The following is a 12,877-nucleotide window of genomic DNA, read 5'->3' as shown; positions in this document are numbered from 1 at the left end:
ATGAAACGAGTTGCTACCATAGTGCTCGGAACGCTGATCATGGCGTTCGGTTATTATTATTTGAATGAACAGTTTGGTTTGGCAGAAGGGGGCTTCGTCGGGCTAGCATTGCTCGGCCGCTATTTATTTGATATCGATCCGGCGATCTCGATGATCGTACTCGATATCCCCTTCTTTTTAATCGCCCTTTGGTGGAAAGGCTGGCGCTTCGTCGGGCAAGCCGTGCTTGCCGCGGCGTCACTGTCGCTCAGCTACGCCATGTGGGATCGGTTGGATTTACTCACGTTCGATATCCAAGTGTGGCCGGCGACGTTGTTCGCCGCCATCGCGAGCGGGATTGTGACTGGTTACGGTCTCGGTCTCGTCTTGAAATCGGGCGGGGCGACCGGGGGCGACGATTTATTCGCACTCGGCCTATCAAAATGGACCGGCGTATCGGTCGGGACGATTCTCATCATATTTGATGTCATCGTTTTGGCGATCTCGCTCATCTATTTGCCATTGTCGAATGCGCTTTATACGCTTCTCGCGGTCTCGATTGCAGGTCGTGTCGTCACGAAGATGTTGACGGACGATGTGGTCGAAATCACCGTGCCAAGTGTGACCAAACTAAAAACAAAAAACGATCTCGCGTGAGATCGTTTTTTGTTTTGTAAAATTTATCACAGTTTTACAGTCATCTTTCTTCTACACTACACATAGAAGGAGGGAGTCACATGAAATGGATGATTCCAAAACAGCACGGCGCGTGGTCGATGCTGATTTTACCGTTCTTACTCGGCGGCATTGTCGGAGGGTGGACGCTCGCGCACATCCCGTTCGCCATCGCCTGGTTGTTCGTTTATATGGGTACATTTTTCTTGTTCCAATACATTAAGCAACGAAAAAAGTCACAAGAGCTGTTGCGCACGGTCGTGACGTATTTGACGATTGCGATTGTAGCCGCCATCCCGGTATTTTTGTCCGAGTGGCGTCTTGTCTGGTTTGTCCTTGCTATGATTCCATTCGGTCTCACCAACGCCTACTTCGCCAAAATTAAGGATGAGCGCAACGTCTGGAACGACGTCAGCGCCGTCACCTCATTTTGCATCGGCGGGATGGCGAGCTATTATCTCGGGTCACATGCTTTGGACGGGACGATAGTGTGGATGTTCGCTTTGCCGTACTTATATTTCCTCGGAAGTATCTTTTTCGTCAAAACGATGATTCGGGAGAAGAAGAGCTTGTTTTATCGGAACGTATCATGGGGATATCACTTTTTGCTCGTCGCCATCTTCATCGCGTTTGGCTATCCGGTCTTGGCACTCGCTTACGTGCCGAGTCTCGTCCGGGCGGTCGCATTCTACGGCAAAAAGATCCCCATCATGAAGATCGGGATCGTCGAAATCGCCAACTCGGTGTTCGTGCTCGGTTGTCTCAGTTGGTATTTATTTAGTTGAGAAGGGGAAACCCTTCTTTTTTAGTCGCTCGAAGATGTGCTCGAAATGATAGCCACGGTCGCCGCTGCCGTGGCCGCCTGTTGCATGGCGAGCAGATGGGCGAACGTCCCGTGCAACAGTAAATCGCTCGCATCTTCCTTGATGTTGTTTGCCGCGACGAGTTGCAGGGCGACCGTCAACGCGTGGGTGTGGAACCAGCGATGCTTTTCCTTCTCAGCGTTCGTAATGTCGATCAGGTCGCGCTCGTCGTTGTCGTTCGGAGCCGCGACGATGGCCAAGAGGGCGAGCGCTGGCAGATGCTCATTTTTGACGGCGATTGCTTGTCCTTGGAGCCGCGCGCGCCACTCGAGCAGGCGGTTGATGACCTCGTCTGAAGGCAAGTCGCTAAAAGCAAGCAGATGGGAGACGAGTTGGAGCTCGTTTGAGCGGGGCAACTCGGCTTTCAACGCTTCGTAATACGTCTCAATCCGTTGACTCAACGTATCGTAGTCATCGAACGCTTGAACGAGGACGAGGGCAGACAGAAGGTCTTCTTCGCTCGTCAGCCAAGGATGGTTTCGTTTGAACGTTTGATAGAGTGCGCTCGCCTCGTCAAGCCGGCGCTCGGGCTCATCGACGTTAATCAGTTGGCTCGCGATGAAGGGACGCAACATACTGAAGCGGAAGTGTTTCCGGTCGAGCAACGTATCGAGCCGGAGTGCCTCGTCGATGGCCGGTTCGATGTCTTCATACTTGGCATCGAGAAACGACAGCCAGACGAAATTATTGCTGCCGCGAAACTTGGAGAAGGCTTTCGTTTTCCGTTTGACGGCCGCTTGAGCCTGCTCGAACCGCGTTTCATCGAACGGGGTGTCGTGTATGGCATAATTGATGGCCATCAAGCGTCGGAAATCATCGGTGAACCACTTTGTCGCTCCTCTGATTGCCTCGAGCGCTTCGAGGTAATGCGTATAGCGTGTCATCATCAGCAATTCCTCCTTTTCTCCTTATACGTGCCCAATCGAAAGAATGATTCAAAAAAAGCCGCCCTGGATTCGTCCGGGGCGGCTGCTTGTTATTGGACTTGCGTATACAACTTCTGCATATACTCGTTCACTTCATCGGCCGCTTGGAACATCATGAATGAATGTTGCAAGATGATCTCTGGCGAGAAGCCGAGGTCGAGGTCGAGCGTCGAGGCGAGCGTGACATCACGGTCGCTGTCGAGCACGCAGCGGAAGTATTTGAACTCTTGGTTGAACTCGTTCAAGGCGTTCAGAATCGGTAGGTCTTCGACGTAATCCGGTACGTGTGTGACCGTCGCGGCATACAGTTCCGCATCTGTCGTCTTTTTATTGAAGGCGATAATCATAACGGGCTGAGCCCCGGATTTAGTCGTTTCACGCGTCAAAAATGTGACATGCGTTTCAGTTTCGCTCTCTTTGAACGTCATATTGCGTTCAGCGACGAGCGCTTTAAATGATTCTACTTTTTCTTCGAAGTTCACAAACAAGTCCCCCTTAAAAGTCGTTACTCTAACTTTCGCCCATTTGCGGAGGGAAAGCAAGGGGAACTAGCGTTTCATCAACATTTTGATGGCTTCTTCGACGGTTTCTGACGTATCTTCGCCATCTTGTTGGGCGGTGATGATGCACTGCTCCAAGTTCTTCGCGACGATGATGGTCGAGGCGCGGTCAAGCGCTGATCGAGCCGCACTTAACTGTGTCACGACGTCACGGCACTCTTTCCCTTCTTCCATCATGCGGATGATGGCCCGGATTTGTCCTTCGACCCGTTTCATCCGGTTCAACACTTTTGCATCGTATTGATACTGTTCCATTAGATTCACCTCTATATTCAAATCGTTCAGTAACCCAACTATTTATTGTGTAGTCTCATCTTAATACGTGGGGGAGTATGTGTCGAGCAACAACGTTTGATGTGAAAATTTTTCAAACGTTTACCGATTCGACAAACAAATCCCTTGCAATCAAATACCACAGGGGGTATATTAATGACGTGGAAGCGATATGTTCAACGAATCACAAACTTTCGTCGAACGCCCGCTACCAAGCTGACGAATAAATAAGTGAAATATTATAGATCAAAAGGATGGGTAAACAAACATGAAAGCATCTGCCTTGAAACGTCAAATGGATTTTGAAGTACCAGTCAACATCGTCGACGTTCGTGAACGTGACGAGTTCCAAGAAGCGCACATTGCTGGCGCGACAAATTATCCGCTCTCCGAAATGTCGGAATGGATTGAGACGCTCAATCCTGAAGAAGAGTACATCGTCCTTTGTCGCTCAGGTGCTCGCAGCACGCAGGCGACTTGGCAAATGGAAGCGAAAGGTTATAAAGTGGTCAATATAGAAGATGGCTTGATGAGCTGGCCAGGTGAAGTCGTCAAAGGAGGAAATGCGCAATGAGTAAAAAAATCGTAATCGTCGGTGGGGTCGCCGGTGGTGCTTCGGCAGCCGCCCGCCTTCGTCGCTTAAATGAAGAGAATCATATCGTCATGTTCGATCGGGGCGAGTATATCTCGTTCGCGAACTGTGGTCTTCCCTATTACATCGGTGACGTGATTCAAGACCGTCAAAAATTGCTCGTTCAAACCGTCGAAGGGATGAACAAGCGTTTCCAACTCGACATCCGTAACTTGACGGAAGTGACGAAAATCAACCGTGCCGAGAAGACGGTGTCGGTGAAAAACGTCAAGACAGGTGAGACGTACGATGAGTCATATGATGTGCTCGTCTTGTCACCAGGGGCGAAACCGATTCGTCCGAACATCCCTGGGATTGAAGAAGCAGAAGACATCTTCACGCTCCGTAACATCCCAGATACGGATAAAATCCGTAGCTACGTCGATGATAAAGCGCCAAAACACGCGACGGTCATCGGTGGCGGCTTCATTGGAATCGAAATGGCTGAAAACTTACGGGAGCGTGGCGTCGACGTCACGCTCGTCGAGATGGCCGATCAAGTCATGACACCGCTCGACCGCGAGATGGTCTCACCGGTTCACGAGCACATGCGCCTTCACGGCGTCGATCTTCAGCTTTCTGACGGTGTCGACTCGTTCTCTGAGAAAGGGAAACGTGTCTACTTGACGAGCGGTCGCGTCATCGAGACCGATATGGTCGTCTTATCAATCGGTGTCGTGCCCGAATCGTCGATTGCAACGGAAGCAGGTCTTGAGACAGGCATCCGCGGTGCCATCCGCGTCAACGAGAAGATGCTCACGTCAGACCCGAACATCTACGCGATCGGAGATGCTGTCGAAGTACTCGATTATATCTTTAAAGAGCCGACGGTCGTTCCGCTTGCATGGCCGGCCAACCGCCAAGGCCGTCTTGTCGCCGATATCATCAACGGTCGTGACGTTAAATACAACGGAACGATGGGGACTGGGATCGCCAAAGTATTCGATATGACCGTTGCTTCGACAGGTTGGAACGAAAAACGTTTAACAGCAGCTGGTAAAGAATTCGAAGCCGTTCACGTGCACCCGGGTTCACATGCGGGTTATTACCCAGGATCGACACCCGTATCACTTAAACTCTTGTTCCATCCGACGACAGGTGAAATCTACGGCGCGCAAGGTGTCGGGATGAACGGTGTCGATAAACGGATTGACGTCATTGCGACAGCGATGAAAGGTGGCTTGACGGTCCTTGACCTTCCAGACCTTGAACTCAGCTACGCACCACCGTTCAGCTCAGCGAAAGATCCGGTCAACATGATCGGTTACGTCGCGTCGAACGTCGTCCTCGGCGATAACGAAGTCGTGCACTGGAATGAGATTGACGAGTTGGTCCAAAACGGCGCGACATTGCTCGACGTCCGTGACGAGTCAGAACATGAACTTGGCAAAATTCCTGGTTCAATCAACGTTCCGCTCAACTCGCTACGCGATCACTTGGACAACTACAGCAAAGACGAAACGATTTATGTGACATGCCAAGTCGGACTTCGCGGATATCTCGCATCCCGCATCTTGCGTCAAAACGGATTCAAGGTTAAAAACTTGAGCGGTGGCTACAAGACGTGGTCACAAGTAAAACGCGATTTCGATGCCATCGAGGCAGACGCATCGGCAGCAAATGAGACTGCCGCAACAGCAACGGAGGAGGCACCACCAGTAATGATGAATGAACCAATCGGGGAACCGATTTTCCTAGATACGTGCGGTCTGCAATGCCCGGGACCAATCTTAGAAGTCAATAAAAAAGTAGCCGAACTCGGCGAAGGCGAGACGCTCCGCGTCCTCGCAAGTGATCCTGGCTTCTTTGCGGACATCGAAGCATGGGCGAAGAAAACGGGCAACAAGCTCGTCTCGAAACAATTTGTGAACGGTCGCGTCGAAGCCGTCCTTCAAAAAGGCCAAGGCCCTGCAGCCGTCCAAGCGGGCACACCGGCAGGCGACGGCGCATCGATGGTCGTGTTCAGTGGAGACCTCGACCGTGCACTCGCATCGTTCATCATCGCGCAAGGTGCAGCGGCAATGGGTAAAGACGTCACGATGTTCTTCACGTTCTGGGGACTCAACGTCATCCGTAAACCAGATGCACCAGAAGTGAAAAAGCAAGGCCTCGAGAAGATGTTCGGCATGATGATGCCATCTCATGCAGGTGAGCTTCCGCTCTCGAACATGAACTTCGGTGGCGTTGGTCAGAAGATGATGAAGAAAGTGATGAGCGACAAAAATGTCCCGTCACTCGATCAAATGATTAAATCGGCTCAAGAGGCAGGCGTCAAAATGGTCGCTTGTACGATGTCGATGGACGTCATGGGAATTAAAGAAGAAGAGTTAATCGACGGCATCGATCTCGGTGGTGTGGCAGCATACCTCGGGGCAGCCGAAGGTGGTAACTTGAACCTCTTTATCTAATCAAATGAGATAATCTAGTCGACCGGTCACGTGACCGGTCGCTTTTTTGTTGTTCGACACCAAAAATGAAAATTGTCGAAAAAGATTGCATTTTTTTAACGTTTTTCCTATAATTCTACTCATGTAAAGAAAGTTGACATAACTTTTTCTTATAACTTACACATACACGGAGGATTTAAAGATGGAGAAATTCGTAGAAGATCTCGTTACAAATGCCAACGACCTGCTCTGGTCGTCAGTGCTAATCGTTGTCCTTGTCGCCTTAGGTTTGTATTTCACCGTTCGCATGGGGTTCGTCCAGTTCCGGATGTTGCCTGAAATGTTCCGCCTCTTGTTCAAAGACGGCATGAAGCGTGAAAAAGGCCAAGTCTCGTCATTCCAAGCGTTCGCCATCGGGACGGCTGCACGCGTCGGGACCGGGAACATTGCCGGTGTCGCGACTGCAATCGCGCTCGGAGGCCCGGGAGCCGTCTTCTGGATGTGGCTGATCGCGCTCATCGGATCGGCTTCGGCATTCGTCGAAAGTACGCTCGCGCAAGTATATAAAATTCGCGACGGTCGCACATGGCGCGGTGGTCCGGCTTACTATATGGAACGTGCGCTCGGTCAGCGCTGGCTCGGGATTTTATTCGCCATCTTGATCACGTTCTCGTTCGGCTTCGCTTTCAACTCGGTTCAATCGAACACGATTTCGTTGTCAGTCAGCAACCAGTTCGGGATTAGCACGACGACAGTCGGTCTCGTCTTGGCTGTCGTGACAGCCATCGTTATCTTCGGCGGGATTCAATCAATCGCCGTGCTCTCGAGTATCATCGTGCCGATTATGGCTGGCGGTTACATCTTGCTCGCCGGGTGGGTCATGATTTCGAACGCCTCATTGTTGCCGGAAGTCTTCGGCTTGATTTTCTCAGAAGGAATCTTCGGACTTCAACAATTGTTCGGTGGTGCCATCGGAGCGATGGTGCTCCAAGGAATCCGACGCGGTCTCTTCTCGAACGAAGCGGGGATGGGTTCAGCCCCGAACGCGGCGGCGACTGCTGAAGTATCGCATCCGGTCAAACAAGGATTGATTCAATCGTTCAGCGTCTTCGTCGACACGCTTCTCGTCTGTACGTCGACAGCGATGATTATCCTGTTGTCAGGTGTCGCCGGTTCAGAGTCGTTCGCAGGTGTCGAATTGACACAAGCAGCGCTCACAGCAGAGATTGGTCCGATGGCGACATCGTTCCTCACGATCGCGATTTTCTTATTCGCGTTCAGTTCGATTCTTGGAAACTACTACTATGGTGAGACGAACATCCAGTTCATCTCGGATAAAAAGATTTACGTCACACTCTACCGTATCGGTGTCGTCGGCATGGTCCTCTTCGGAGCCGTCCGTTCGGCCGGTCTCGTCTGGTCAATCGCGGACGTGTTCATGGGTCTCATGGCACTTGTCAACTTGTATGCGATTTTCCGCCTCACAAAAGTTGCCCGTCTCGTCCTCGACGATTACTTGGAGCAACGCCGTCAAGGTGAAGATCCGGTCTTCTACGCCGATTCGATTGAAGATCTGCCAGGTCGCGAGTACATCGAAGCTTGGGAATCAGAAGAAGAAGTCAAAACAGGCACGATCCGTTCATAAACGACAAACCGTCTACGAAAGCGCGTAGACGGTTTTTTTGCGCCCGAAAGATGGGTAAACTGAAGAAAAGGGGGGCGTTCAATGATGGAGACGACACACTATATACGCATTTCCCCGGAAGTATGGGTCTCGTTCGGCCAAGACCCGGAAATGATTTTAGATTGGCTGTTGCACGTGCACAGTCAACAACGTGACACGTATGAGACGTTGACGCTCCCGAGGATCGAACGCTTCCAAAAGATTCTTGGACAAATCGAGATTTATATCGATGGGGATGACACGTATAATTTAGAGATGGCCGTCATCGGGGAAGAGTTGATTGTCAATGAGAAGCAGGCGGTCGTCGTCGGGATTTTGACGCCGCAGTTGCTCCATATCGTCAAAGATGCGATGAACGCATTTACTAAAGAAGATGTGGCCGATATGGCGTTCGTCGACCATGACGGGTTCGATGACGTTTGGCTCAAATGGACGCTGTTGAAACGATTCTGTGAAGAGGCGAGTGAGCGGGATGAGCTCGTGTTGATTTACTATGAATGAACAGGCTATGAAAACAACTTGAAAATTGGTAAACTATTACAAATGGTTTCTCAAGGAGTGGACGTATGCTTGATTTCTTTGCCCAAATGACGTTTGTCATCGGTATCTTAAGCCCAATCTTCGCGTATCGGGCAGGTCGTAAACAGTTAGGTCGAATCAATCTCGTCACCGTGTTTGCATTTTTGATTATATGGTTTTACGTCATCTCGACGGGTCCAGCCTATAATCATCCGATTTCGATGCTCTTCTACGCTTTGATTGTAGTGAACTGTGGCTTCGCCATAGGGAATAGTGTGCTCTTCCTACGCGAACGCAATCCATTGCTGAGTTTGAAGAGGCTGCTCGCGACGCTTCTCTGTTTGACGGTGCTCTGTTTCGTGTTCATTGAACTGATGTACCCGACGAACGTGATGAGCGATACGCTTCTTCAAACAGTGATGCTGACGGTGCCGATTTTCGTATGCGGCGTCATTTGGGCGAGGCTTCGACAAATCGACCGGGAACCAGAACACACATAAACAGCTCGACGCTAACGCGCCGAGCTGTTTTTTTTGAGACTCTTATTTCAATGCCGTCTCAAGCGCTTTGACGTTCTCGCGCATGAGGTCGAAGTAACTCTTGTCCATCTGCTCTTTCGTGACCGACTCCAAGTTGTAAATCGTCACCGTCTCCGCACCGATCTCGTTTTGAACGACCTGTGCGACTTTCGGCGTCACCGTGTCCTCAAAAGCGATGTGCGTCAAGTCGTGAAGTCGTGCCTCTTCGATGACACGCTTCAATGCTTGCTGTGACGGTTCTTCTGAAGGCGTGAGCCCTGTGATTGGGAGTTGATCAAAGCCATACCGTTCCGCCAAGTAACCGTAGGCTGCATGCGTGACGAGGAGCTCTGACTTCGAACCACCATCGACCGCCGCTTTGAGCTCGGCGTCGAGCGTGTCGGCCTCTTCTTTGAAGGCGCTCAAACGATCCGCGAACTCATCTTTATAGTCAGGGGCCTGTTCGCTGAATGCCGCTTCGACCGCTTCCGCCATCGAGACGGCATTCATTGGATCGAGCCAGACGTGTGGGTCGTACTGGCCGTGGTTATGGCCATCATCTTCGCTATGACCGGCCTCTTCCTCGGCATGGTCATCTTCCTCGTGTCCGTGCTCGTCCTCACTATGGACGTGGACCGTGTCTTCTGCCGAGAGGAGTGTGACGTCCTCGGCCGTCTTCACGAACGTGACGTTCTCATTGGCCAAGCTTTTTTCCATCGACTCGACGTATGGTTCGAGGTCATGGCCGACCGTCAAGAACAAGTCCGCCTCGGCGATGTCGGTCATCTGCTTTGAGGTCGGCTCGTACGTATGGGGATCAGCGCCAGGCGGGATGACCATCTCGACACGGACACGATCGCCCCCGATTTCCTCGGCGAATGATTTCAAGGCGAACGTTGACGCGTAGACGGTCAACTGGTCGCTCGTCTCCTCCGTCGCACCGCTCTCTTCATTACTTGCACATCCACCTAATAGAAGTGTGCCGGCAGCGGCGACACTTAATAACTTTTTATTCATGAACTCTTCCACCTGTCCTCTCTATGCGAACCTTTAAATCGTAACCGTTACGTTCTGTGACTGCGAGTTATATTATAGGTGGCGAATCCGTGCACGTCAAGTCCGACTTCAGATGGATGGTTTTTCGAGAAAAAGGGAATATGATTAAAAAAAGAACGAGGAGTGGATGTATATGAGAAAGGAGACCGCCTGGTTCGTCGGTGGCGCGGCGCTCGCGGCCGCCACGGCAGCCGGGGCCAGCGTGTGGAACCAGTATGGATCGCTCGTGCGTTGGCAAGAGCCCGAGTTGCCGCTGCGCCCCTCGACCCGCAAACGCCGGACTCACACGTACAAGATTGTCAATGACCGTCCGCTCCAGTTTGACGTGTATTATCCGCCAGGGGATGGACCGTTCCCGGTCGCGGTCTATGCCCATGGGGGGGCGTTCGTACGAGGGAATCGAGGCATGGTGACATTGTTCCATCCGTTGCTCGACCATTTTCTCGCCAAAGGGTTCGCGGTCATCAGCATCGACTATCGTCTGTTCGAGGACGGGGTCTATTTCCCGGATAACATTATCGACGTCTCCGATGCGCTTTGCTACTTGAAACAGCACGATGGTCTGCTCAACTTGGATATTAACCGACTGATCGTCTGGGGTGACTCGGCAGGTGCGGCCCTCGTCTTAGCGACGGCGCTCGATCGAAGCAAACAGTTCACCGGTGAACTAGGTGATGACGTCCCGCCGATCAAAGGGGTCATCGCCCTCTATCCTCCGACGAATTTCTTATTGTTCAAGTTCATCCAGACGTGGCTCGCGCATTTGAAATTTTATGAGGGGAGCCGGGAGGCGTGGCGCGAGCTGATGGTGAAGTGTTCCCCGGTCACACATCTTTACGATGATGCGCCGCCGATACTCCTCTTGCACGGAAAGAAAGATCCGATCGTCCCGTTCGGACAGGCGCTCCATTTCGTGGAACATGCGAGCGAAGTCGGTGCGAACGTGCAACTGATTTCCTTCCCGAACGGCACACATTCGTTAGCGAGCTTTCTCCAATCCGACAACCCGATCAAAGAAACGCAACTCATGGCCCGAATCGATCGTTTCATCGATGACGCGATGATGTGACGTTGCGCTTTTTCGCAAAGATGGTACGATGGGGTAGGATTTAGGAATCAAAAAGGAGTGACTCGCGTGACAGAACTTTGCTTGGTCCGACATGGTCAGACCGATTGGAACTTTCAAGAAATCATTCAAGGACGGGAAGACATCCCGCTCAACGCACTCGGACATCGGCAGGCCGAAGAGAGTGCGGCCTTTTTAAGTCAAGAATCATGGGACGTCATTGTGGCGAGCCCGTTGTCGCGGGCCGTCGATACGGCACGTTACATCGCGGAGGCGTGCGGCATCGACGAATCACATATCATTCAAGACGAACGTTTCATCGAGCGTGAATTCGGGGTCGCGTCGGGGAAACCGGTGCCGGGCATCTATGAAGCCGTCCAAGCCGATGACCAAGACCGTGTACCCGGTCTCGAGTCAGAAGACGAGATGCGCGCTCGCGTCTTGAACGGTATGCACGATCTCGTTGAGACACATGCCGGGAAGCGTGTCATCGTCGTCTGTCATTCACATGCGATTAAAGCCGCCCTGTCGGCGATCGATGACACGTATACGTTCCGTCATGCCATGCGCAACGCCTGCTCGAACTATATCGAACATCAAGACGGTCAGTTCGTGGTCAAGGCGGTCAATGTCGCCGACCATATTACGAATGTGATCGTCGCAAAGTGAGGAGAAACTCATGACGACATTGCTCTGGATATTCATCATCGCTTCATTTGTTGTCGCGTTCGCAGGATTGATTTATCCGGTCATCCCGAGCGTCTTGTTCTTATTCATCGGTTATGCCATTTACGGCTTCGGCTTCTCATTCGAGCCGCTCACGTGGACGTTTTGGCTCTGGCAGACCGTATTTTTAATCTTCTTGTTCGTGGTCGACTATATCGTCACCCGGGCTACAGTCGATAAACGGGGCGGTTCGGAACGGGCGAAATGGGGAGCGACCATCGGTTTGATTGCAGGACCGTTCATCTTCCCACTCGTTGGGGTGCTCATCTTCCCGTTCATCTTCGCGTTTCTCGCCGAACTCACGCTCGGGAAATCGACGCGTGAGGCGTGGAGTATCGGTGTCGGGACCGTGCTCGCTTTCCTCGGCAGCACGATGCTCAAAGTCGTCGGGATGACGATGATGGTCATCTTGTTTTTCATCTACGTTTGAGGCGAAGAAATTTCTTCGCCTTTTTGGGTTGAGAATTTTATAAAAACGGGGAAAGAAAAACAAGACCGTTCGATTTATTCGAACGATCCTGTCTTGACGAGCTGTGTGAAGGCGGAACGACTGAACGATTGCTGCTGTTCGACTTGTTTTTCGAAGAAGGAAGGTTTGAGTTCGGCGTTCGCCACGCCTTCGGAAATCAACGAATCGAGCACTTGCTTGGTCGGATCTTGTTTCGGCATCAGCATGAGCCCTTCGGCGACGAACGTGTGATGGTCGCTGAGCGATCGTTCGCTTGTGAACGTCAACGCGAGGGCGGCCGGACGGTTCGCCGGTGACGTGATGACGGCTTCGGCAAGGAGCAGGATTCGCTTGTTCAAATAGTGATGAAGCGTGACGGCAAATTCGGTTGGAACGAGCATCTCGAGGAGCCATTCGTTGTCATGCTCTTTCGAGATAATCAACCCATCGAGCAGTTCGACGGGGAGGTTCAACTCGTTGCCATACTCGTCTTGGACAAGGTGAACTTGGACTAGGCGGAACGTTTTCATCGTATCGGTCCCTTCCACATTTTCTTTAGTTTATCT

General features: G+C 51.7%; 15 protein-coding genes. 10 read left to right on the top strand and 5 right to left on the bottom strand.

What is annotated here, in order from left to right; all coding sequences use genetic code 11:
• Positions 1 to 636: a YitT family protein gene (locus tag KNP68_RS08425; RefSeq protein WP_034797492.1), complete on the top strand. Its 636-nt coding sequence runs from the start codon at positions 1 to 3 to the stop codon at positions 634 to 636.
• 80 nt (positions 637 to 716) lie between these two features.
• Positions 717 to 1,439, top strand: a complete 723-nt coding sequence (locus tag KNP68_RS08420) for a YwiC-like family protein (RefSeq protein WP_021068152.1) — start codon at positions 717 to 719, stop codon at positions 1,437 to 1,439.
• Between the two features lie 20 nt (positions 1,440 to 1,459).
• Here the strand turns inward: KNP68_RS08420 and KNP68_RS08415 are convergent, their stop codons facing one another.
• The 3 genes from KNP68_RS08415 to KNP68_RS08405 form a co-directional block, all read right to left on the bottom strand.
• Positions 1,460 to 2,404 (bottom strand): DUF4003 family protein, encoded by a 945-nt coding sequence (locus KNP68_RS08415; protein WP_242678969.1) that lies wholly within the window; start codon positions 2,402 to 2,404, stop codon positions 1,460 to 1,462.
• Positions 2,405 to 2,493: 89 nt separating this feature from the next.
• On the bottom strand, positions 2,494 to 2,925 hold the full coding sequence (locus KNP68_RS08410; protein ID WP_016509669.1) for a type III secretion system chaperone family protein: 432 nt from the start codon (positions 2,923 to 2,925) through the stop codon (positions 2,494 to 2,496).
• Between the two features lie 66 nt (positions 2,926 to 2,991).
• Positions 2,992 to 3,258 (bottom strand): metal-sensitive transcriptional regulator, encoded by a 267-nt coding sequence (locus KNP68_RS08405; protein ID WP_021068154.1) that lies wholly within the window; start codon positions 3,256 to 3,258, stop codon positions 2,992 to 2,994.
• A gap of 286 nt (positions 3,259 to 3,544) precedes the next feature.
• Here KNP68_RS08405 and KNP68_RS08400 point away from each other — a divergent pair, with 286 nt between their 5' ends.
• From KNP68_RS08400 to KNP68_RS08380, 5 genes are all read left to right on the top strand, one after another.
• Positions 3,545 to 3,850: a rhodanese-like domain-containing protein gene (locus KNP68_RS08400; RefSeq protein WP_021068155.1), complete on the top strand. Its 306-nt coding sequence runs from the start codon at positions 3,545 to 3,547 to the stop codon at positions 3,848 to 3,850.
• The gene (locus KNP68_RS08395; protein WP_214799371.1) at positions 3,847 to 6,315 is read left to right on the top strand and encodes a CoA-disulfide reductase; all 2,469 of its coding nucleotides are present in this window, start codon (positions 3,847 to 3,849) and stop codon (positions 6,313 to 6,315) included. The genes KNP68_RS08400 and KNP68_RS08395 overlap by 4 nt, the downstream gene beginning before the upstream one ends.
• Positions 6,316 to 6,496: 181 nt before the next feature.
• Positions 6,497 to 7,939, top strand: coding sequence for an alanine/glycine:cation symporter family protein (locus KNP68_RS08390; protein ID WP_131471594.1), 1,443 nt, complete (start codon positions 6,497 to 6,499; stop codon positions 7,937 to 7,939).
• An 81-nt stretch (positions 7,940 to 8,020) separates the two neighbouring features.
• The gene (locus tag KNP68_RS08385) at positions 8,021 to 8,479 is read left to right on the top strand and encodes a DUF1877 family protein (protein ID WP_021068158.1); all 459 of its coding nucleotides are present in this window, start codon (positions 8,021 to 8,023) and stop codon (positions 8,477 to 8,479) included.
• Positions 8,480 to 8,544: 65 nt separating this feature from the next.
• Positions 8,545 to 8,997 (top strand): hypothetical protein, encoded by a 453-nt coding sequence (locus tag KNP68_RS08380; protein WP_214799369.1) that lies wholly within the window; start codon positions 8,545 to 8,547, stop codon positions 8,995 to 8,997.
• 42 nt (positions 8,998 to 9,039) lie between these two features.
• On the opposite strand, the gene KNP68_RS08375 is transcribed toward KNP68_RS08380, so the two are convergent.
• Entirely contained in the window at positions 9,040 to 10,032 is a 993-nt protein-coding gene (locus KNP68_RS08375) for a metal ABC transporter solute-binding protein, Zn/Mn family (RefSeq protein WP_214799367.1), read from the bottom strand.
• A 172-nt stretch (positions 10,033 to 10,204) separates the two neighbouring features.
• On the opposite strand from KNP68_RS08375, the gene KNP68_RS08370 reads away from it, so the two are divergent.
• The 3 genes from KNP68_RS08370 to KNP68_RS08360 all read left to right on the top strand — a co-directional run bounded on the left by KNP68_RS08370 (position 10,205) and on the right by KNP68_RS08360 (position 12,293).
• Positions 10,205 to 11,140, top strand: a complete 936-nt coding sequence (locus tag KNP68_RS08370) for an alpha/beta hydrolase (RefSeq protein WP_214799366.1) — start codon at positions 10,205 to 10,207, stop codon at positions 11,138 to 11,140.
• Between the two features lie 66 nt (positions 11,141 to 11,206).
• The gene (locus KNP68_RS08365) at positions 11,207 to 11,806 is read left to right on the top strand and encodes a histidine phosphatase family protein (protein WP_214799364.1); all 600 of its coding nucleotides are present in this window, start codon (positions 11,207 to 11,209) and stop codon (positions 11,804 to 11,806) included.
• Between the two features lie 10 nt (positions 11,807 to 11,816).
• On the top strand, positions 11,817 to 12,293 hold the full coding sequence (locus KNP68_RS08360; RefSeq protein WP_131471584.1) for a DUF456 domain-containing protein: 477 nt from the start codon (positions 11,817 to 11,819) through the stop codon (positions 12,291 to 12,293).
• Between the two features lie 74 nt (positions 12,294 to 12,367).
• On the opposite strand, the gene KNP68_RS08355 is transcribed toward KNP68_RS08360, so the two are convergent.
• On the bottom strand, positions 12,368 to 12,841 hold the full coding sequence (locus KNP68_RS08355; protein ID WP_131471582.1) for a YwpF family protein: 474 nt from the start codon (positions 12,839 to 12,841) through the stop codon (positions 12,368 to 12,370).
• Between the last annotated feature and the right edge of the window lie 36 nt (positions 12,842 to 12,877).

The organism is Exiguobacterium sp. s50 (assembly GCF_018618175.1).
Lineage (GTDB): Bacteria > Bacillota > Bacilli > Exiguobacteriales > Exiguobacteriaceae > Exiguobacterium > Exiguobacterium chiriqhucha.
This window is presented reverse-complemented; position numbering and strand designations above follow the sequence as displayed.